The organism is Magnetospirillum sp. 15-1, from assembly GCF_900184795.1.
GTDB lineage: Bacteria > Pseudomonadota > Alphaproteobacteria > Rhodospirillales > Magnetospirillaceae > Phaeospirillum.
Genome location: NZ_FXXN01000020.1, coordinates 35,896 through 56,230 on the forward strand (window position 1 = coordinate 35,896; position 20,335 = coordinate 56,230).

General features: G+C 63.9%; 22 protein-coding genes. 3 read left to right on the forward strand and 19 right to left on the reverse strand.

Features of this window, described 5'->3' with window-relative positions:
• Positions 1–40 precede the first annotated feature (40 nt).
• The 7 genes from CP958_RS06000 to CP958_RS26275 all read right to left on the reverse strand — a co-directional run bounded on the left by CP958_RS06000 (position 41) and on the right by CP958_RS26275 (position 6,807).
• Positions 41–988, reverse strand: a complete 948-nt coding sequence (locus tag CP958_RS06000) for a DUF2493 domain-containing protein (RefSeq protein ID WP_096701078.1) — start codon at positions 986–988, stop codon at positions 41–43.
• A gap of 321 nt (positions 989–1,309) precedes the next feature.
• Positions 1,310–2,317, reverse strand: a complete 1,008-nt coding sequence (locus tag CP958_RS06005; protein WP_096701079.1) for a toprim domain-containing protein — start codon at positions 2,315–2,317, stop codon at positions 1,310–1,312.
• A gap of 196 nt (positions 2,318–2,513) precedes the next feature.
• Positions 2,514–4,484, reverse strand: coding sequence for a ParB/RepB/Spo0J family partition protein (locus CP958_RS06010; RefSeq protein WP_096701080.1), 1,971 nt, complete (start codon positions 4,482–4,484; stop codon positions 2,514–2,516).
• 81 nt (positions 4,485–4,565) lie between these two features.
• Positions 4,566–4,880, reverse strand: a complete 315-nt coding sequence (locus CP958_RS06015; protein ID WP_096701081.1) for a type II toxin-antitoxin system RelE/ParE family toxin — start codon at positions 4,878–4,880, stop codon at positions 4,566–4,568.
• Positions 4,877–5,155 (reverse strand): type II toxin-antitoxin system ParD family antitoxin, encoded by a 279-nt coding sequence (locus CP958_RS06020; protein ID WP_096701082.1) that lies wholly within the window; start codon positions 5,153–5,155, stop codon positions 4,877–4,879. The genes CP958_RS06015 and CP958_RS06020 overlap by 4 nt, the downstream gene beginning before the upstream one ends.
• An 84-nt stretch (positions 5,156–5,239) precedes the next feature.
• The gene (locus tag CP958_RS06025; protein ID WP_096701083.1) at positions 5,240–6,187 is read right to left on the reverse strand and encodes a zincin-like metallopeptidase domain-containing protein; all 948 of its coding nucleotides are present in this window, start codon (positions 6,185–6,187) and stop codon (positions 5,240–5,242) included.
• A gap of 83 nt (positions 6,188–6,270) precedes the next feature.
• Positions 6,271–6,807 (reverse strand): DUF2285 domain-containing protein, encoded by a 537-nt coding sequence (locus CP958_RS26275; RefSeq protein ID WP_170958850.1) that lies wholly within the window; start codon positions 6,805–6,807, stop codon positions 6,271–6,273.
• A gap of 613 nt (positions 6,808–7,420) precedes the next feature.
• Between CP958_RS26275 and CP958_RS06035 the strand changes: the two genes are divergently transcribed.
• On the forward strand, positions 7,421–8,299 hold the full coding sequence (locus tag CP958_RS06035) for an AraC family transcriptional regulator (RefSeq protein ID WP_170958851.1): 879 nt from the start codon (positions 7,421–7,423) through the stop codon (positions 8,297–8,299).
• Here the strand turns inward: CP958_RS06035 and CP958_RS06040 are convergent.
• Together CP958_RS06040 and CP958_RS06045 are read right to left on the reverse strand one after the other, a co-directional pair.
• On the reverse strand, positions 8,290–8,703 hold the full coding sequence (locus tag CP958_RS06040) for a hypothetical protein (RefSeq protein WP_096701086.1): 414 nt from the start codon (positions 8,701–8,703) through the stop codon (positions 8,290–8,292). The two genes, CP958_RS06035 and CP958_RS06040, sit on opposite strands and share 10 nt — an antisense overlap.
• Before the next feature lie 32 nt (positions 8,704–8,735).
• Positions 8,736–9,353 (reverse strand): HD domain-containing protein, encoded by a 618-nt coding sequence (locus tag CP958_RS06045; RefSeq protein WP_170958852.1) that lies wholly within the window; start codon positions 9,351–9,353, stop codon positions 8,736–8,738.
• A 49-nt stretch (positions 9,354–9,402) separates the two neighbouring features.
• On the opposite strand from CP958_RS06045, the gene CP958_RS06050 reads away from it, so the two are divergent.
• Positions 9,403–9,690, forward strand: coding sequence for an ATP-binding protein (locus tag CP958_RS06050; RefSeq protein WP_242442772.1), 288 nt, complete (start codon positions 9,403–9,405; stop codon positions 9,688–9,690).
• On the opposite strand, the gene CP958_RS06055 is transcribed toward CP958_RS06050, so the two are convergent.
• The 4 genes from CP958_RS06055 to CP958_RS06070 all read right to left on the reverse strand — a co-directional run bounded on the left by CP958_RS06055 (position 9,691) and on the right by CP958_RS06070 (position 13,400).
• The gene (locus tag CP958_RS06055) at positions 9,691–9,891 is read right to left on the reverse strand and encodes a hypothetical protein (protein WP_141400437.1); all 201 of its coding nucleotides are present in this window, start codon (positions 9,889–9,891) and stop codon (positions 9,691–9,693) included.
• 345 nt (positions 9,892–10,236) lie between these two features.
• On the reverse strand, positions 10,237–11,775 hold the full coding sequence (locus CP958_RS06060) for a DHA2 family efflux MFS transporter permease subunit (protein ID WP_096701090.1): 1,539 nt from the start codon (positions 11,773–11,775) through the stop codon (positions 10,237–10,239).
• Positions 11,768–12,934 carry an HlyD family secretion protein gene (locus CP958_RS06065; RefSeq protein ID WP_242442773.1) on the reverse strand — a complete coding sequence of 389 codons (1,167 nt, stop codon included), beginning with the start codon at positions 12,932–12,934 and terminating at the stop codon, positions 11,768–11,770. Before CP958_RS06065 ends, CP958_RS06060 begins: the two co-directional genes overlap by 8 nt.
• Complete coding sequence (locus tag CP958_RS06070; RefSeq protein ID WP_096701091.1) at positions 12,927–13,400, reverse strand: MarR family transcriptional regulator; 474 nt, start codon at positions 13,398–13,400, stop codon at positions 12,927–12,929. The genes CP958_RS06065 and CP958_RS06070 overlap by 8 nt, the downstream gene beginning before the upstream one ends.
• A gap of 332 nt (positions 13,401–13,732) precedes the next feature.
• Between CP958_RS06070 and CP958_RS06075 the strand changes: the two genes are divergently transcribed.
• The gene (locus CP958_RS06075) at positions 13,733–14,179 is read left to right on the forward strand and encodes an acyl-CoA thioesterase (RefSeq protein WP_141400438.1); all 447 of its coding nucleotides are present in this window, start codon (positions 13,733–13,735) and stop codon (positions 14,177–14,179) included.
• A gap of 40 nt (positions 14,180–14,219) precedes the next feature.
• Here CP958_RS06075 and CP958_RS06080 read toward each other — a convergent pair whose 3' ends face one another.
• The 6 genes from CP958_RS06080 to CP958_RS06105 form a co-directional block, all read right to left on the reverse strand.
• Positions 14,220–14,810 carry a TetR/AcrR family transcriptional regulator gene (locus tag CP958_RS06080; RefSeq protein ID WP_141400439.1) on the reverse strand — a complete coding sequence of 197 codons (591 nt, stop codon included), beginning with the start codon at positions 14,808–14,810 and terminating at the stop codon, positions 14,220–14,222.
• Positions 14,811–14,904: 94 nt separating this feature from the next.
• On the reverse strand, positions 14,905–15,876 hold the full coding sequence (gene meaB, locus CP958_RS06085; protein ID WP_197706361.1) for a methylmalonyl Co-A mutase-associated GTPase MeaB: 972 nt from the start codon (positions 15,874–15,876) through the stop codon (positions 14,905–14,907).
• A gap of 21 nt (positions 15,877–15,897) precedes the next feature.
• Positions 15,898–16,326 (reverse strand): cobalamin-dependent protein, encoded by a 429-nt coding sequence (locus CP958_RS06090; RefSeq protein WP_096701094.1) that lies wholly within the window; start codon positions 16,324–16,326, stop codon positions 15,898–15,900.
• A 21-nt stretch (positions 16,327–16,347) separates the two neighbouring features.
• Positions 16,348–17,967 (reverse strand): methylmalonyl-CoA mutase family protein, encoded by a 1,620-nt coding sequence (locus CP958_RS06095; protein ID WP_170958853.1) that lies wholly within the window; start codon positions 17,965–17,967, stop codon positions 16,348–16,350.
• A gap of 134 nt (positions 17,968–18,101) precedes the next feature.
• On the reverse strand, positions 18,102–19,244 hold the full coding sequence (locus tag CP958_RS06100) for an ABC transporter substrate-binding protein (RefSeq protein ID WP_096701096.1): 1,143 nt from the start codon (positions 19,242–19,244) through the stop codon (positions 18,102–18,104).
• A 43-nt stretch (positions 19,245–19,287) separates the two neighbouring features.
• Positions 19,288–20,334 carry a branched-chain amino acid ABC transporter permease gene (locus CP958_RS06105; protein WP_096701097.1) on the reverse strand — a complete coding sequence of 349 codons (1,047 nt, stop codon included), beginning with the start codon at positions 20,332–20,334 and terminating at the stop codon, positions 19,288–19,290.
• Position 20,335: the final 1 nt, after the last annotated feature.

Here is a 20,335-nt window from a genome sequence, read left to right on the forward strand (position 1 = left end):
CACGATCTTGCTGGCCGTGCTCATGGCGACCAGAGGGCGCTCACGCGCCGCCCCCCGCTGCGAACCGCCATACCGGGATGCCCATCTTGCGGGCCTTGTCGGCGAGGTTTTCGGAGATGCCGGAGCCGGGGAAGGCGATCACCCCGATGGGCAGGACCTCCAGCATCCGGTCGTTGCGCTTGAACGGCGCGGCGTTCTTATGGCGGGTCCAGTCGGGCTTGAACACCACCTGCGGCACCGCGCGGCTGTCGGCCCAGCAGGCGGCGATGCGTTCGGCGCCCTTGGGACTGCCGCCATGCAGCAGCACCATGCCGGGATGCTTGGCGCGGACGCGGTCGAGCACCTCCCAGATGCGGGCGTGGTCGTTGCACTCCAGGCCGCCGGTGAAAGCGATGCGGGGGCCGGGCGGCATCAGCAGCTGGGTGTCGGCGCGGTGGCGGGCGGCGAGGAAGTCGCGGCTGTCGATCATGGCGGCGGTCAGGGTCCGGTGATTGACCATGGAACCGACGCGCGGCCGCCAGGTCGAGCCGGTGACCGCCTCGTAGCGCTCGGCGGCGGTGTCGCGGAAGAACTCGAAGGCGTTGCGGCGCTCGATCAAGCCGATGCCCTGCTCGATCAGCCGTTCCAGCTCGACCGAGGCGATCTCCGAGCCGTTCTGGTCGCGGCGCGAACGGGTCTGGGCCTGCTCGTTGGCATCGAGATCGCGTTCCAGCCGGTCGATCTTGCGGTGGAAGACGGCGACCAGCGACCACAGCAGGTCGTCGAGATCGTCCTCCAGCCGGGTGTCGGCCAGCATGCCGGCGATGGTATCAACGATACCGGCCAGTTCGGCGCGGACCATGTCGGCCTCGGGCAACGGACGGGGATCGGGCTCGTCCTGGCCGGGGCGATAGCCGTAGAGGGCCAGTTCATCGAGCAGATACCCTGTCGCGGACGGGTGGGATTTCGCTTCCGGTTCGGGACCAAACGGGAGGGTGTCGTGGGTCATGGCGGGCTCCTGCTACCGGTCTGGCCGCGCCTATCGCGGCCTTCACGGGGATCGCCCGCCAGGGCCGCCACCGGGACCGCACCCCGAGCCATGGGCGAGGGGCCGCAGCACCGCAGAGGAGGATGCGCCGCGCGTTCTTGTCCCGCGAGGAAGCCGGGCCCAAGCCCGGCGGGGAAGAAAGCAAGCGGCGCGTCCTTGCCGGTTCCCGGTCGGACCCTGGCAGATCCCCATCCCGGAAGGTCGCCGGCGCGGTCCCCTGGGCGAATCCGGAGCCCCGGCCCCGCCGCCTGCCCCCGGCCCGTCACCGGACGCGATGCACCCTCAGACCGCATCGCGATGAGGCAGGAACCGCCGCGCGTCTTCGGGAGCGAGCTGATCCGCCAGCCGGGCAAGCATGTGATCGGCGCCGAGCCGCAGCAGATCGGCGTTGAAATCCTCGCCCCAGGGCACCAGCGGGCGGACCTCGACGCCGGCCGCGTTTCCGCGCGCCGACAGGCTCTCCACCGCCATGCGGCCGGCGGCGTCGTTGTCGCGGACGACATAGAGCCGGGCCAGCGACGGCGGGAAGACCAGGGCGGCGAGGTGGTTGGCCGACAGGGCGGCGATCATCGACAGGGCGGGCAGGACGGATTTCAGCGCCAGCACGGTTTCGATCCCCTCCCCCGCCGCCAGCACCTCGGTGGCGATACCGAAGCGCACGCCGTTGCCGAGCAGAGAGCCTAGCGCCCGGCGCGGATCGGCCAACGGCGCCTTGCCCCGGCCCGATGGAGCGAGCCAGGTGCGCTGCAGGCCGGTGATGGTGCCGCTGTGATCGGTGACGGCGGCCAGCAAAGCGGGCCAGGCCTCGCTGGGGGCACCAGCATGGGCGCGATGCCAGACGGCGGGATGAAAGCGCAGGCACGGCCAGCGGAGCGGGCCGAGGATGCCGCGCGCCCGCAGATAGGTTTCCGCCATCGTGCCGGGGATCGGCCGGCCCAAACGGAACAGCCGGCGGGCCGCCTCGGGCGATCCCGACGGAGCCGGGTCTGACGGCAAAGGCGGGCGCGGCACGGCGAGAAAGGCGCGGGCCTCGTCGATGGCTGCGCGAAAGTCCAGCCGGCGATTGCGGGCGATGAGATCGAGCAGATCGCCATGTTCACCGGTGGCGGCATCGCTCCAGTGGCCGGCCCGGTCGCCGGACAGCCGGACATACAGACTGCGTCCCGGCGCATTGAGGACGTCGCCCACCACCCACCAATTTCCCTGGCGGCGCCCCTGGGACAGATAGGCCCGGCACACCGCCTCGGCGTTTCCGGCAAGGCGGTGGGCGAGATCGGCGGCGATGGACATGACGGGATCTCCCCGAACGTAAGAAAGGCCCGGCGACGGGACCGGGCCAGGAAGAGAGAGAATCGGGGCTCCCGCTCCGGCCCCGGTTGGAGGCTGGCGCCTCCAAACCACCCCCATTTTTATGCATAGAATCAAAGGGGGACCGGGGCATCGCCCCGGAGGGGTCCGGGCGCTAGCTGCCAGGGATCGACCGGGACTACTCGGCGGCAAGATCCGACGAGTCCGCCTCGGCCGGCCGACGTAGCGGCTCGGGCAGCCAGCCGGCGCCGTCCAAGACCTGTTCGGCCTCCCGCGCCATATCGGGCTTACGCAGATGATCGATCATCCGCGCCGCCGTCTCGCCCTTGGCCTCGCGCACCGCCTCCAGGATGCGCGCCTTGGTGACCCGGCCGAGATAGGTGTCGACGGTGGGGACCCATCCCGCCGCCGCCATGTCGAGTCCCACCGCCCGGGCCAGATGATCGGCATGGACCAGTGCCCCGGCGCGGCGGTTCCACGGCTCCCGCACCGCATTGACGGTGAGCGCGGCGCAATGGGCCAACAGCGCCATCCGGCTGTCGTGATCGAAGCCGGCCAGGACCCGCCACAGCTCGGCGGGCTCGTCCGGAAGCTGCTTTTCCCAGGACTGGTGACGGGCATCGATCGCCCTGGCCGAGGGGCTGTCGGCCAGACCCGGCGCCTGGGCGGCGAAGGTGGCGCTGCGGGCCTCGATCTCCAGGCTGGAATCCGAGGTGTGGTGATGGAACAGCTTGAGGCAAAGCACATGCAGCACCGCCAGCACGGCGGTGTCCGGATCGCGAGCCAGGGCATCGCGCAGGGCCAGGGTGCGATGGGCGGTCAGTTCAATGACCAGCCGATCCGGCAGCGGCTTGGCGGCATCGTCCTCGTCATCGACCGGCTCACCGCCCGAGGTCGCGGCCGGGGCATCGACCGGATCGGCCTCAATCCCGGCCTCCGGCTCGGGCTCCATCGGGGCCTCGTCCTCCAGCCGGACGAAGCCCCGTTCGATCCGCGGAGTCCCGGCCGGATCGATGCTGAGAAAGGCCCCGGCGCGGGCGATTTCGGCCGGATCATAGGCCATGGGCCGGGTCTCGAACGCCTCGATGGCGGCCTCGATCTCCCCCAATCGGCGATCGATCTCCTCGGGCAGCTCGTCCGCCTCGGCGTGGGATTCCTCCAACTGGGCGTATTCGGCGTGGAGCGCCGCCAGACCGGCCTGCTCCTCCTCGCTTAGTGCCGCCGGCTCACCGATCAGGCGACGCAGCCCGGCGGTATGGCCATAAGGGAAATCCGCCGCCGCCTCGACCCATTTCCAACCTTCCGCCTGGAGATTGGCCGCTTCGGCCTCCAGCCTCTCGGCGACCAGACGGTCGAGCACGGCGATATCGTGCAGCCAGCCGCCGTCATCGGACTGGAACAGGTCGCGCTGGACCACGCCGCCCGCCGCCTCGTAGGCCGCGATGCCGACGAAGCGCGCCCGCTTGTCGGTGGCGCGCACCGCCCCTTCGGTCAGCAGTTTGCGGATGTAGAAGGGCTCCTTGTTGTAGGCGGTGGCGAGGTTCTCCCACACCTGCTCCTGGCGGGCGGGGTCGGCGACGATGGTGAAGGCCATCAGCTGTTCCAGCGTCATCTGGTCATCGCCGTAGAGATCGAGCAGCTTGGGCGACACCGCCGCCAGACGCAGGCGCTGCCGGACCACCGCCGGGGTGATGAAGAAGCGGGCGGCGATCTCCTCCTCGCCCAGCCCGCTGTCGCGCAGGGCCACGAAGGCGCGGAACTGGTCGAGGGGATGCAGCGGCGCGCGCTGAATGTTCTCGGCCAGCGAATCCTCGATGGCCAGGCCCTCGGTCCGCACCACGCAGGGGATCGGCGCGGTCCTGGCCAGCCGCTTCTGTTTGATCAGCAGTTCCAGCGCCCGGAAGCGGCGGCCGCCGGCCGGCACCTCGAACAGCCCGGTCTCATTGCCATCGGCATCGCGCACCGGCCGGACGCTGAGCCCCTGCAGCAGGGTGCGGGCTGCGATGTCCTCGGCCAGATCCTCGATGGAAACGCCGGCCTTGATCCGGCGGACATTGGCCTGGGACAGCACCAGCTTGTCGAAGGGAATATCCCGGGACGCGCTCAGGACGATCCGGGGCAGGGAAGGCTTGGAACGTGGGTTTGCCATGGGAGTTCTCCGTGACGGGCCGGCCGGAAGCCTCTCTCCCGACCCCGAACCCGTCACCAGAACCCCGTCCCGCCTCTTCCTCTATTCCTCCGGCCCCGGCCGCAGGGCCGCTTCGTAATCCCGGCCGCCGTAAAACACCCCGATGACGGAGATCCGGTCGTCCGCCACGGCATAGGCGATCACTGTGCGCCGACGGTAGCTGGTGATGCGCAATCCGGGGCGAATGTCGTCGCGACGGTGTCCCCGAAGCGGAAACGTCGTCAACCCTTCGCAATGGGTGACAATGGAATCGGTATAGCGCGCCGCCACCGCGGGCGATGCCGCCGCCGCGATGGTGCGATAGAGCGCCACCAGCTGGTCCTGGGCCTCGGGGGAAAAGACGACGGGGATGCTCACGTCGGGGCGCTGCCCTTCCGGTGTTCCGCCGCCAGCGCCGCCCGCACCTGATCGGCGGTCCGGGCACGGGAGGGATCGGCCTGGAGCGCGTCAAAGGCCGGCCCCACCTGATCGCGCAGCCAGCCCTCGACGGCACGGTCGCGGGCGAGAAGGGCACGCAATCCGTCGCGGATCACCTCGCTTTCGCTGGCATATTCCCCGGCCGCGACCTTGGCCTTCACAAGGTCCGCCATCTCGTTCGGCAAGGTGATGCTGAATTGCTGGGTCGAACGCATGAACCCCTCCACGAGCCAAAGGCAGTAGGATTCAATCCTACTTCTCTCCCGCCGGCCATGGCAACGGTACCGTTGGGACATCGGTCACGCCCCCTGCCCGACCATGCTTTCCGGCCGGAACGCCAGCAGATACTCCGCCGCTTTCGACGCGGCACCGGCGGCACGGATGATGGCGCGATTGTCCTGGCGCAGCACGTCGAGCCAGGAGGCGATGTAATCGGCGTGCCGGACCGTCGGCACGATGCCCAGGGTCGCGCAGGTGAAGGCGCTGGTCATCTCGGCCACCAGTTCCTCCTGGGCGTAGGACTTCGAGCCGAAATGGCCCGAGTGATCGCGGCCGAGACGGGAGGGATGGCCGGTCCAGTGTCCGAGCTCATGCAGGGCGGTGCGGTGCCAGTTGATCGGCTCGAAATAGGCATCGGGGCGCGGCACCTGGACGTAATCATGGGCCGGGCTGTAGAACGCCCGCTCGCCGCCGATGCGAAACGTCGCCCCCGTGGCCCGGATCAGCGCTTCCGCCTGGGGCAGGATCAGCCCCTCCGGGATCGGCGGCAGCGTGGTCGCGATGTCCTTGGGCAGATCGTCGCATTGATCGGCATTGAACACGGTGAAGCGCTTGAGAAAGGCGATGACGCCCGGCTCGCTGCCCTCGCGCTCGGCCCGGCGGCGTTCCCCGTCGGGAATAAAGCGGTCGGCATAGACCACCGTGGTACCCATCTCGCCCTTGCGGACATGGCCGCCCAAGGCCAAGGCTTGGCGGAAGGTCAGCCAGCCCTGGCCGGAAAAGCCGTGTCTGAACACCGCCCCCCACAAAATGAGGATGTTGATGCCGGAATAGCGGCGTCCGGTGGAGGCGTTTCGAGGCAGACCGAGATCGGCGCCGGTATCGGAATGCCCCCAGGGCTGCACCCAGGGCAGACGCCCGGCCTCCAGTTCGGCGATGATCCGGTCGGTGATATCCTGATAAAGGCTGGTCCGCTCCCGGGATTGACGATCCGGAGAGGGACGTGTTCCTGCTATGGCATGGGTCATGGCGGATCTCCAAGACGGGCCGGACGAGAACCCTCTCTCGCCCCTTCAATCCCGTCACCGCCGGACCGGCCGCCCTCTTCCTCTCACGCCTCCCGTGCCGTCCACCTCCGCTTCAGGATGTCGCGGTAGCCGCCGCTCACCAGCCGGCTGGCGATACGCAGCAGGCGCTGGACCCGCAGGCGGAGGTAATCGGAGCGCCCCGCCCAATCCTCCCGGACGGCCCGTTCGCCGAACAGGGCCGCGGCGATCTCGCGCCGGCTGGCCCCCGCTGCCATTCCGTCATGAGCCCGCAACGCCAGCAGCCAGCGCTCGGCCACCGGCTCGGCCGCATAGAGCTGGCGCGGCAGCCGGCCCAGCCGCCAGAGCTGACACAATCGCCGCAGGGTGACCAGACCTGGCTCCGCTTGATGGAATCCCCGCAAAGCGTAATGGAAGCGGACCGGCCCCTCCAGCACGCTGCCGGTGGTCAGGTGGAGTTGAAGATGGCGGATGCCGTCGCTGAACAGCAGATGTTCCCCACCGTTAGCCATCCGCAGAACCGTGGTCAGTGCCGGGAAGTCATGGATATCGAAGGCATCCCCGGTACCGGGAGATACCGGCTCGGCGGTGACGGTCAGCACCAGGGGATTGATCGGGGCGTCCCAGAATATGGCCGGGTTTTCCCCCTCCCCGGCGAAAAAGGATCCCCCAGGGAATACCAGGAAAGGGGGCGGACAAGGTGATGACGCGGAGACTCGTTTGCCCGCGAAATTGGGATACCGGCAGGGCAGTGGCGGCAAAGGTGGGATTGCGTCGAAGCCATTGCCAAGCCCAACCGGCCCGATCCGCCTTGCGCAGTAATTCGTATCGTGTGGGATCGCGCCAGTCGGCTCCTGGACTCGCGCCGGATGTGGCGAACCATTCCTCGGGCATAGGGGAATCCCTCCTCTCATCGAGACCCGGTCATGAAAAATGCCGGAGCTATCGATTACTATCGATTGCCACTGATTTCATCGCTTCTAGAGAAAAGCGATGATTATCAAAAAGTCGCGATAATCCTCCGGCTTCACCAGTCGGCGCCGCAGCAACGCTCTCTGGGAATAATCCCCGGGCGCGATGAGTCCATTTCGATCACGGATTTGTCACGGCGCGCACGAAATTCTCACACCCTTATTACAGCATCCCTCCTTTTTCTTATGGCAACCTAGCCGCGACAAGAAAGCCAATTCAATCAATCGATGGGAGGGGAAAGCTATGCAAAAGGCCGTGCTGATCGATTACACTACGGATGACAGGCGTTCCGTGGCCGTAGCCGAGACACGGCTGGCGCGGAACGGCTTTTGCATCAGCCGTTACAACTTCCAGCCCAATAGCGGCTCCTGGATGGGCGCGGCACAATTGACCGTGGTCATGCATGAAACCGCACCTTTCGAGCTTGGCTGGCGGTTACCGGGCGAGCGGCCAATGCGGCACGCGGTTACCGCCGGGCTCTTCCATATCCAGCCCTCCGACCAACCGGTCTTCCTCGACTGGCGGGAAACGCCGGGAGCCGTTACCGTGGCGATGACCACAGCCTTTCTCCAAAAGGCCGTGGGGGAGGCGTTCGATGGCCGGCTACCCAATCTTCGAGCCCAGGCGGCGATCCAGGATCGCGCCGCCCGGGAAATAATCGCCACTCTTCGCAACGGCTTGAACGACATCACCTCATGCAGCGGACTGCTCCTCGACCATGCCGGCGCAATGCTCGCACTGCATTTGTTCAGACGCTATAGCGACGGGCGGCCCATCCGCTCGTGGATGAACGGCGGCCTGGGGGCATCGCGCCGGCGCCGGATCATGGATTACATCGACGACCATCTGGAAGATGAACTGAGCCTCGCCGATCTGGCGACCCAAGCCGGCCTCAGCCCCCACCACTTCGGCAAGGCGTTCAAGGCAAGCTTTGGCCAACCGCCCTGGCGATACGTGAACGAACGGCGTATCCTGCGAGCCAAGGAAATGCTGCTGAATGGTGGCCGATCGATCACCGAGATCGCCCTCAGCCTTGGATTCGCCAGCCACAGTCATTTTACCGACGCCTTTCGTAAGACCACCGGCACCACACCATCTCGATTCCGGCAAGACTATCTTTGACCACAGAAGGCGCCTACCGCCGGGGCTACCAGGAACATGCAGGCCATGGTGCCGAGGCCCGCAGCATGATCGTCTCCGGCCGCCCCGCCGCAGTCGTCGCCCAGGGCAAGACCGAGGAGGAAATGGAAAGGCGTCTGGGCGCTGCCCTGATCGCCGGTGATCCGTTGATCTCCACCGAAAATTGCGAAACCGGCCTCGGCGGCGAATTGCTCTGTCAGGTGCTGACCCAGCCCATGCTCAAGGTGCGCTTGCTGGGCAAATCGCTCAATATCGAGGTGCCCAACACGGCGGCGGTTCACCACAGCAACAACCTCACCATGGCCGGCGAGACGACCCGGCACGCCATCCGCAGCACCCTGGATGCCGGGGTCGAGCGCCCCGAACTGCGAGAGTTCGACCACCATCCCGTCGCCACGGTCGCCGCCACTCGCGGTGACTATGTGGCGGCGGCGCTGACCACGGTGATCGAGCAATGGCACACCCATTTCGGTACCTGCCGCGTCTCGGCCATCCGATCAATCATCTCTGCACCGAGACGGCTATGGTTCTTCATGATCAAGAACTCTTCCGGCTCGTATTTACCCGGCTTCAAGAGAATGTGGTCGGGAATGGCGACCTTCCCGATATCGTGCAGGGGCGCGAAAAGGTGGACGAACGCCACATATTCGTCGGAAAGGCTGAAGCGTGGAGCAAGACCTCGCGCAATCTCCTGGGCGTAATGAGACATGCGCTCCAGATGCATGCCGGTTTCTTCGTCGCGATAGCGGCTGAACTCGCGACTGACCTTGACAACGGATCGTAGAAATTTCGTTGCGGTCAGATTCTGAATTATGATCAATCGGGTCAGGTCGGCGAACACTTGCAGGTCGGCGACGACATTGGGGTTGAAATAGTTCAACACCGTCGCGTCGAGAAACAGAAAGCCGAGGAGATCGGGGCCGTCAAACAACGGCCTTGCCCAGGCCGATTTCATTCCGGCGGCAGATAAAACCTGCGCATATCCCCCGGATTGGGAGAGATCTGGAGTAACGCGGTCTTGTCCGGTGCGGGCCATTTCCACCATGCTGGACAACTGGCTTAACCGACCTTGGTGGGATGGAAGGATGAGGTCGTCGATTCAGGGGGGCCACATTCATGTGTCCGTCGCGAGTGAGGAAGACGGTATCCTGTGCTCGGTGGCCGATAACGGCCCGGGCATCGCCGACGCATTCAAGCCCTGCGTCTTCGACGAATTCCGTCAGGATCTGGCAACCCGCGAGGTTTCCGGCGCCCTGGGGCTGGGGTTGTCGATCTGCCTGGGGCTGGTGGAACTTCACGGCGGTGCCATCACGGTCGATGATGCCGAGCCGCACGGAGCAGTTTTCAGCTTCACTATTCCTGGCCCTCGCTGATCAGTGCCGCCTCTGGAGAAAACGGGAGGCCTGATAATCCGCCTTAACCACATCGACCGCCAGGCGGCAGATATGCCGTCCGGGGCATTCCTGATCATCGCAGGAATCGACATCGATAATACGCTCGAGGTATCCGCCCCAATCTCCGCCGCGCAGCGCCAGGGAGGCCATCGCCAAACTCGCCAGACATTCAAGCACCATGATGTCCCCCTGGGGGAAAAATAACACTGTGCCCATGCTCGCCCAGCTTGCATGCGTAAACAATTATCGTCACGGATACGGAAAATTTCCCTGATACCATCAGCTTGGACTGGCTGGAATGTCGTCATGCCGCCCTCCGCCTAACGCCTCACGGGAGCAAAAGCACGATCAGGAGGGGGAAGAGGAAATACCCCGTCCCCCCGACTGTGGCGGCGGCAAAAGCGGTAGGGGGCACTTTATGACAGCCTTCCGCTTGGTCCAACATCCGGAAAGGATCGACGTAGGGTGACAACGTCACGGCGCGGCCGGAACCGATCCGAAGAGGACATCACGCCGGCTTTCGCGTCACTCCATCACCGCGCCGTGATCGGTTCCGGCCGGCCCCTGCGGCTTGCGCAGCACCAGCACCAGCGGCATGACCAGCAGCGACAGGACCATCAGCAGCTTGAAATCGTCCATGTAGCTGATGATGGTGGCCTGCTGGGTGATGATGCCGTCCAGCGCCGCCCGGCCGGCGGCGCTGGACGGGCTGAGTGCCTGGGCGATGCCGGGGATCGAGAGCATGCGGTTGTAGGGCGTCACCGACGCGGCGATCTCGGCGTGGTTGATCTGGGTGTTGCGCACCAGCAACGCCATGACGATGGAAATGCCGACGGCGGAACCGATATTGCGCGAGAGATTGTAAAGGCCGGTGCCGTCGCCGCGCATCTCCGGCGCCAGGGTGGCGAAGGTCGTGGTGGTCAGGGGAACGAAGAGGAAGCCCAAGCCGGCACCCTGGATGAAGCCGACGCGGATGATGGTCCATTGCGAGATGTCCGGCGTCCAGCCCGACATCTCGTACATCCCCCAGGCGGTGATGGCCAGCCCCGTCAGCAGCAGCCAGCGGGTATCCACCCGGCCGATCAGCCGGCCGACCAGGAACATGCAGGCCATGGTGCCGAGACCGCGCGGTCCCATCACGATCCCCGCCGTCACCACCGGATAGCCCATCAGGGTCTGAAGATAGGGAGTCATCAGCGCCAGTGACGCCAGATAGGTGACGCCGACGACGAAGATGAACAACATGCCCACCGTGAAATTACGGTCGAGAAACAGGCGCGGATTGACGAAGGAGGTCCGGCTGCTGAAGGTATGGACCAGAAAGAGATAAAACGCCGAAGCCATCACCAGCGCCTCGATTTGGATCTCGCCCGAAGACAGCCAGTCGAGCTGCTCGCCGCGATCGAGGAACAGCTGGAGCGCCGCGATGGCGAGGCTGAGGAGGCCAAAACCAAGCCAGTCCAGTCTCGTCGCCGTATCGGGCCGGCTTTCCGGGACCGAGGCCGAGACGCCGGCCAGGGCCAGCGCGCCGATGGGCACGTTGATGTAGAACACCCAGCGCCAGCTGGCATGGTCGGTGAGCCAGCCGCCGATCACCGGGCCGAGCACCGGGCCGACCATCACCGAGACGCCGAACAGCGCCATGGCCGAGCCCCGTTCCTCGGGGGGGTAGATGTCGAGCAGGATCGATTGGGCCAGCGGCACCAGGGCGGCGCCGAACAAGCCCTGCACCAGGCGGAAGCCGACGATCTGGACCAGGGATTGGGCCATGCCGCACAGCACCGAGGCCAGGACGAAGCCGACGACGGTGGTCATCAGGACGCGCTTGCGCCCGAACCGGTTGGCGAGATAGCCCGAGGGCGGCGTCATGATCGCCGCCGCCACGATATAGGAGGTCAGGACCCAGTTGATCTGGTCGGCGCTGGCCGCGACGCTGCCCTGGATGTAGGGCAGCGCCACATTGGCGATGGTGGTGTCCAGCGCCTGCATGATCACGGCGAGGATGAGGCTGGCGGTGATCATGGCGCGCCCGGCGGCCGGCACCCGCATGCCGGCCTCAGCCATGGCCGGTCGCGCCCCCGTCGAACAGGCGGGAGATGAATTCCGGCAGGCCGCGGGCATGGCCGGTCTCCACGTCGACGGTGACGCTCATGCCGCCCCGCAGCGGCGGCTTGCCGGCCGGCGTGTCGATGCGGATGCGGATCGGGATGCGCTGGACCACCTTCACCCAATTGCCGGTGGTATTCTGGGCCGGCAGCAGGGACAGGCTGGACCCGGACACCGGACTGATGCTGTCGAGGCGGCCGGTCCAGACGAGTCCGGGATAGGTGTCCACCGACACCGAGACGGCCTGGCCGGGACGGACATAGGTCAACTCGGTCTCCTTGGGCGAGGCCTCGATCCACACATGGTCGGTGGCCACCAGGCTGAACGCCGGCGTGGCGGCCGGCAGGTACTGTCCGACCTGAAGCGCCGACACCTTGGTCACCACCCCGGCCATGGGGGCGCGGACCACCGAATGGGCGAGCTGACGGGCGATCTCGTCGCGGGCCGCCACCGCGTCCTTGTAGCGGGGATGCTGCTCCACCGGGGCGTCGGGATTGCCGTTAAGCGTGGCGACGATCGCCGCCAGCTGCTGGGTGAGCGAGGCCAGCCGGAACTGGGCGGTCTGGACGTTGTGCTGCGACAGATCATAGGCCGCCCGCGGGACGTAGCTGCTGCTGAGCAGCTGCTGCTTGCGCTGGAGATCGGTGCTCTGGAAGGCGATGTCGGAGTGCGCCTGCTGGATCTGCGTCTGCATGTCGCGCCAGCTGTTCTGCAAGGCGGCCAGTTCGTTGCGCACGATGCCGATCTGCGCCTCGGCCCGCTCCAGGGCCAGCCGGTAGGGCAGGTCGTCGAGGCGGAACAGCACGTCGCCGGGGCCGACCTCCTGGTTTTCCCGCACGTCGATCTCCTTGACCATGCCGGAGACATCGGTAGCGACGCCGACCATATCGGCCTGCACATAGGCGTTGTCGGTGGACATGGTCTGTCCGCCCATAGTGTAGCCGTAACCGCCGGCCATCAGGGCGAGCGGCAACAGCGCGAACAGGATCGGCCGCATCGGCAAGCGCCGCACCGGTCGGGCCGGGCCGTCGCCGTCCGGGGCCGGCGGAGCCTCGGCCGCCCCGGACGGGGTATCGCCACGCTCCTCGTCAGTCTTGAGCCGGGTAACGTCAGCCATGGTCGGATGCTCCCTCGGCCGGAACGGGGCGGTCGCACGCCTCGAGCAGATTGGCCTTCATGGTGGTCAGGGCCCGAAGCAGCGCCTCGCGCTCGGGGGGCGGCAGGCTCTCCAGGGCTTCGGCGCGGGTCGCCTCGCCGATCACCCGCATGGCGGCGAGCAGGGGATGGGCCGCCTCGGTGAGAAACAGCAGCTTGGACCGCCGGTCGGTGGGATGGGGGCGGCGCGCGATCAGCCCGCGGGCCTCCAGCCTGTCCAGCAGAGGCACCAGGGTAATGGGCTCGATGTCGAGCAGTTCGGCCAGGCCGCCCTGGTGGATGCCCTCGTTGGAAGCGAGATAGGCCATGGCCTGCCATTGCGACCGAGTCAGGCCGAGATGGCGGGCCCGCTGCTCGAACCGCTTGCGCAACAGGCGGGCGGTATCGTGGAGCAGAAAACCGAGAGTCGGGCGGCGATCAGATGACATAAGATCTACCCTTATGATAAGGTATCTTATTATATCGAAACAGATCACTCCTTCGCAAGGGATGCAGGACCGCTATGCGTGCTCCGACCGAGAACGCCAACACCCGCCTCGTCGATGCCGTTCACGGCGGCAAGAGGTTGGTTCCAATGCATACGGTTGAGGGGACGGCATGCAAAGGCAAATTTGCCATATCAAGGCCGTCAAATCAGAAATAGAGCGCCTTGCCTCACACCAGATAAGCGAAGAACCGGACAACCATGAGAATCTAATTTTACTTAGTTGTCGCCGAAGTCTTGGTCGATAGCCAGTGCTGGCATACCAATTTGAGGTTAATGATGAGTGTCTATGCGTTAAAGTTGCGGGTCAGTTGGGGAGATTGCGATCCTGCGGGCATCCTCTACACCCCGAGAGTGTTCGATTACTGCACCCAGACAATCGAACGCTGGTACGCCGAGATCATCAAGGTGGATTGGATGACGATGATCCGCGATAAACGGGGCTCACCCACCGTTCACGCCTCCTGCGACTATCTGAAACCGATGCCGCCGGGCCTGGAAATGGCTGTCACCCTCCGCATCAATAAACTAGGAGATACCAGTATCAGTTTCAGGCTGGAAGGCGAGGATGACCGGGGCACCATCTATTTCAGGGCCAAATACGTCTCCTGCATCATCGACTTTGCCCAGGATCAAGCCATAAAGATTCCGGCGGACTGGCGCTCCAAAATGCAGGCCTATATGGCTGGTTGCAGCAATATCGGTGAGTTAACCCTGGGTTAAACTGGCAGCCCGCTTCTCTCGAGGCCCCTCTCTCAGTCCCTCAGCCCTGCAGGCCGCGAAGAAACAGCGTGGCCACCAGTTCCGCATACTCGGCCGGCTTCACCGGGCCATCGGGGTGATACCAGGCAAAAGTATAATTAACAATTCCCAAATACATCATGGCGTAAACGCTCTTATTCCGGTCCGTCACTCGACCGTCCACATCCAACATTGTGATCAAGTCGGCAATCTTGTGAAATATTTGCCTTTCCAACCCCTTCAGGCGCTCGCGGTCGGCGTCGGAAAGTCTGTTGACCTCGTTGAGGACGACAACCTGCTCATTTCGGGAGTTGACATTGCATTGGACGATCGCCGCTGTAACCATTCTCAATTTTTCTACGGGAGCCTGGCCCGATCGCAATGCCTCATTGAGTATATTAAGAAAAACCGCGAGCTGATCACCGATTATTTCATAAAGAAGAGCTTCTTTTGATGGAAAGTAGTGATACAGAGCTCCACGCGAAAGCTCTGTCGCATCGGTAATATCCCCAATAGTGCTTGTAGCATAGCCAATCTTTGCAAATACCTCGGCAGCACGCATGAGAATTGTGCGCTTAATCTCCGGAAAATCTTTTGATCTGGGCCGTGCCACTTGCAAAGAGATCCTTATAGGACGGTATCACCGACATAAACAGCGATCATTCATCGAGCGATTGTTCCCGCTGCGCACGAGATCGATGGGCGCCTTATATACGAGCCAACAGGCTTGCGGCAAGTTCATAGGGATCGCTTTGGCGCGCGACGACAGGGGCAATCATACCATTGAGCCAACCGTCGTCGTTCGACCGCATTCTCTGCCGCAGCATATCCTGAAGTATCTCGCCGACCCGGTGTTTGAGGCGCTCGCCCTGAAATCTTTTGGCGATTTCTGGATTTGCTGTCAAATGGGCGAAGCGGCGTTCGATCTGATCGACCAGATCGACCACTCCGTCGCCACAATTCGCCTGAACTTTCATCACCGGCGGCACCCAACTCCGATCCGGGTGCAGGCATTGGCCCAGAGTGACCATCTCGCTAAGTTGCCTGACGGTCTGATCCGCCTGGGGATGGTCGCTCTTGTTGACGACGAAGATATCGGCAATCTCCAGCACCCCCGCCTTGGCCGCCTGCATGTCGTCGCCCCCCATGGGGGTTTGCAACAGAACGACTACCTCGGCATGGCGCATGATGTCGGTTTCATTCTGGCCGACACCAACCGTTTCAATGAGGACGATATCCCATGGCATGGCGCACAGGGCCGTAAGCGCGTCACCGGCGGCCTTGGCCAAGCCCCCCAGCTGGCCCCGTGAGGCCATGGAACGGATAAAGACGCCCTCGTCGCAGCCATGTTCGACCATGCGGAAGCGATCGCCAAGCACCGCTCCGCCCGAGAACGGACTGGATGGATCAACGGCGAGGACCGCCACACTCAGGCCACGACGACGCCACACCTTCACCAGCTGATTGACCAAGGTGCTCTTGCCCGCTCCGGGTGGCCCCGTGATGCCCACGGTGCGCCCTTGCCCCCCCATCCGGTAGAGCCGCTGCAAAAGCGGCACCAACTGGGTATCGCCGCGCTCGATTCTGGTTATCAGTCGAGCGCAGGTGCGGATATCCCCCGAGGCCAAAGCCTGGGCAACCTCGTCGGTGTCGTCGGATATTTTCGGGGTCGCTGCCACCCTGGAAACCACTTCCTTGCCTCAAGCTGCGGGAGTTGCCGATACGGCCCGATTCCCTCGTGCCTGGGAGACGATGAAGCCAACGATCTCATCGCTCGAGGCTCCGGGAGGAAACACCTCGGCAATCCCCTTCGCCTTCAGTTTCTGGGCCTGTACCCGGGGAATATTACCTCCGCAGACGACAGGGATGTCATCCGCGTCCTTTTTCCGCAGCAGATCAACCAATTCCTCGATCTGCGAATAATTCGACGCGTGGGAACTGACGCCGATGATATCCACGTCTTCCTGGATGGCGGCCTGAACGATCATCTCCGGGGTCTGATTGACCCCCAGATATACCACCTCGATACCGGCATCCCGCAGAATCCGGGCGACGACCTCGCCCCCTGTCGTGTGTCCGTCCAAGCCAATCATGGTGACGATCGCCTTGACGCGAGTTTCCTTTGTCATAGTGCTTCTCCCTCCCCGCCGTCAGTTGAGCGAAAACTGGCAGTCGATCACGTTGAACGGGTCGTAGCTCAACCCGCGTCCCATTCTGATCACGCCGATGACCTCTCCCGAGGTCGCGTAGACTTTCACTGCATCGATAATCGACGGCATCAGGTTGAACCGATCCCCCTTTTTGGCGTCGGCATAAAGCTTCCGCAGGGCGTCGGTCACCGCAGGAATATCCCGCGTCTTCTTCCATTCCGCCATCCGCTGCCCGATGGCCTCGGACTCGCCGGCATGGAGCTCTTGAATCGGAATCTCGTAATCCTCTTCCGGCGGAATAGCCAAGTGATTGACGCCAACCACTAGCCGCTCCTTCCTGTCGATTTCGGCGAATTTGAAACTGGCTTCATCGCTCAGCATTTTCTGGATATATCCAGCCTTCAGGGCGGCGATCGTCCCCCCCATCTCGTCGATCTTCGCCAGAATTTTGTATGCCTCTTCCTCGACCTTATTGGTGAGGTGCTCCACGAAATACGACCCGGCGAGAGGGTCGACCACATCGACCGCACCGGTTTCCACCGCGACGATGTGCTGGGTGTTCAGAGACATACGGGCGGCCAGCGCCGAGGGCTCGGCATGGGCGTTGTCCAGGGTGGCGTTGTCCATGGCGGTGCAGCCGCCGATCGCCCCCGCCAGGGTCTGGATGGCGCAGCGCACGATGTTGTTGAGGGGCTGCTGATAGGTCATGGTCCGGCCCGAGGTATGGACCGCAATCAGCAACTGGCACGACTTGTCCTTCTTGGCCTTGAACTCTTCCTTGGCCATTTTCGCCCACATCCTGCGGAGCGCCCGCATCTTGGCGATCTCTTCGAAGAACCGGGTGCCGACCGTGACGAGTTCGTAGGGCAGATTGGCGACATCGTCGAAATCCAGGCCCCGCTCGTTGACCAGCATACCGCACAATTCCTTGAGCGTCGCCAGTTCCAGGGCAAGGGCCTGGGCGTTGTTGCCGCCGGATTCCTGGAAGTGCTGGCTGATGATCGCGGCCCGCATGCGGATCTTGTTGCGGATGACGTATTCCGAGGCGTCAAGGAACAGCTTCAGGTTCAGGTCGAACGGCTGGACGTCGGTCTGCCCGAAATAATTCTCGAACGGCGATTCGATGACGCTGCCATGAATCTGGGTCACGTCCAATCCCCGCTTTTCGGCCAAGGCCACCACATAGGCCAGGCGCATGACGGAGGGCGCGCTGGACCCCAGCAGCGTGATGGACTGACCGGTCAGCGGGATGTCCTCCATCAGTTCCTCGAATTCGAGGAGGGAGCATCCCGACCATCCCAGGACGCCGGCTTCCTTCCGGCCGAGCGGGTGATCGGAGTCGATGCAATGCGAGAAGACACGGTCGCTGATGACGCAGATGCCGCCGGTTTGGCCCATCTCCCGATACTTCTTCAGCACTTTATTGGCGTCGGTCGACCACCCGAGACCCGCCGTCATTCTTTGAGTCCAGGTCCGGCTGCGGTAGCCCTGCGCGTGATATCCCCGGGCATAGGGATACACGCCGGGATCTCCCAGATGCGCCTGGTAGTCGAATCCCTTGATGTCATCGGGCGTGTAGACCGATTTCAGTTCATAACCATAGTCTGTTGCTCGCTTCATAACAGTCTCCATTACACGCAATGTCCGCTAAATATTTAAACTAATACAATTTCATTATTCGATGGATTCGCCCTCGCCGCCCTGTGGCGACTGGCGGCCCCAGAATGATCCGGGGCCGCAGCACGCCGTCAGACTCAGGGAACAGGCCTGAACTTGAGGGATGCGAAATCCGCCTCCATGATTCTCAATCCTTGGGCCGAGAAGCGGACGCCAGGACCAAACGTCACCGGTCCCATCACTCCGGTCTCGGCTCCCTTGGTGCTTTCCAATTCCTTGATGGCACAGGCCCAGGTCAGATCCTTGCCGCACCGCCGCATGGCTTCGATCAGCACGCGGCCGCTGGCATATCCGACCAGGCTGTAGCGGTTGACGGCCTTGACTTCCGCCTCGCTGAGCAGGCTTTTGGCACGCTCCAGGAACGCCTTGACCGCCTGGCTCTGGTCGGCCACCACGTAGTCCACCGCGTAGGTCCCGTCGCTCTGCGGCCCCATCAGCTTGAGAGTCGCCTCCAGCCGGCCCGGCCACATTATTCCGACGACCGGTTTGGCCTTGAGCTTCTCCAGCTCACGCATCATCGCCCCGTTTTCGGAGATGATACCGCCCATGAGGAACACCTCGACCCCGGCGGAGCGAAGGGCAAGCATCTCAGATGAGAAATCCTGCTGCCCTTTCTTGTATTCGGCATCATAAACGACATTGATGTTGTTTCTCTTGGCAGCGGCGGCGAAACCCGCCTTGACCGTCATGCCATAATCATCGTCCTGGGTAATCACGCCCCATTTCTTGCCGGGATATTTGGCGGCAAGATAGGTCACCAGTCCGGCCGTCCCTTCCTCGTAGGACTGCCCGATCACGAACACGTTCTTGCGCGGCGGCGAATACAAGGCGTTGACCGGGGCGATCGAAGCCATCGTGGGGATGCCACTCTTCTCCACCACCGGCAGCGCGGCGACTCCGTGGGATGCGGATAGCGAGGTCAGGGCGAAGACCTTGTCGACCTCCACCAGCTTACGGAACGCCTGCACCGCCCTGGCCGCGACATAGCCGTCGTCCTCGGCGATCAGCCTCAGTTTGCGCCCGTTGACACCACCGGCCGCATTGGCTTCGGCGATGGCCACCTTGGTACCGACATTGTAGGCGACTCCAAGCAGGGCCGGCGGCCCGCTCAGGGGCTCGACTTCGCCGAGAAGGATTTCGGTATCGGTCACTCCCTGTTCGGCATGCGCCACCGAGGCGAATACCGCCAAGACTGCGATAAGGCTCACTCTCCAGAACATGCTAACCTCCCATCTTGTTTACTTGGACGACATTTTATTTTTATTAGTAGCGAAGAGGCCAATTGCCCCAAAGCCGCTTGACGTCACCCCAAAGACCGGCCAAGCCGCGCGGCTCGAAACGCAGGAAGAGGATGATCGCCAGACCGTAGATCACGGTCCGCAGCTCATGGGCGGCGGTAGAAAAGAGCTGTTGCGCCCCCGCCCCAAGCAATCCGAAGCCGAGCCGGGCCATCTCCGGCAGAAGGACGATGAAGATGGTTCCGAACACCACCCCCACCGTCGACCCCAGGCCGCCGATGATCAGGATGGCCAGCGCCTCGACGCTCATCAGGAAGGGGAAGCCCTCGACCGAGACGAAGCTGAGGTAGAGGCCGAACAAGGCCCCGGCGATTCCGCTGATGAAGGCGCTGGCCATGAAGGCCCGCAGCTTGTAGCCGGCCAGGTTGATCCCCATGGTGCGGGCAGCGATATCGTTGTCGCGGATAGCGACGAAGGCCCGCCCGACCCGGCTGCGCTGGATGTTGAGGACCGCGAACAGAGTCAGCGTCGCCACCAGTTGGCATAGATGGGCGAACGACGCCTCGCTGGAGAAATCGATGCCGAATATTTCCGGACGCATCAGCGAAATGCCGCGCGCACCGTTGGTCAGCCAACTCATGGCAAGGACGAGATGACTGATGATGAACGAGAAGGCCAGGGTGGTGATGGCGAGGTACAACCCCTTGAGCCGCAGCGACGGCACCCCGACGACGATGCTGGCCAGGGCCGGCACCACACCGGCGAGCAGGAAGCCGATGAGGGGGGACAAGCCGAATTTGGCCACCGGCACCGCGTAGGCGTAGGCCCCCAGCATCAGGAAGCCCACATGCCCCAGCGAGATGAGGCCGGTGCATCCGGTCAGCAGGTGAAGCCCCAGCGCTCCCGTCCCGGTGATCAGGATCAGAATGATGAACGACAGCGCATAGGCGTTGACCACATATGGCGCGACGATCAGCGCCAGGAACAGAATGGCGCCCCATACCCAGACCGGCGGCGAATCGCTGAGCATTATGAGCTCGGCGACGCTCTCCTTGTAATTTCCGCTCCGCATC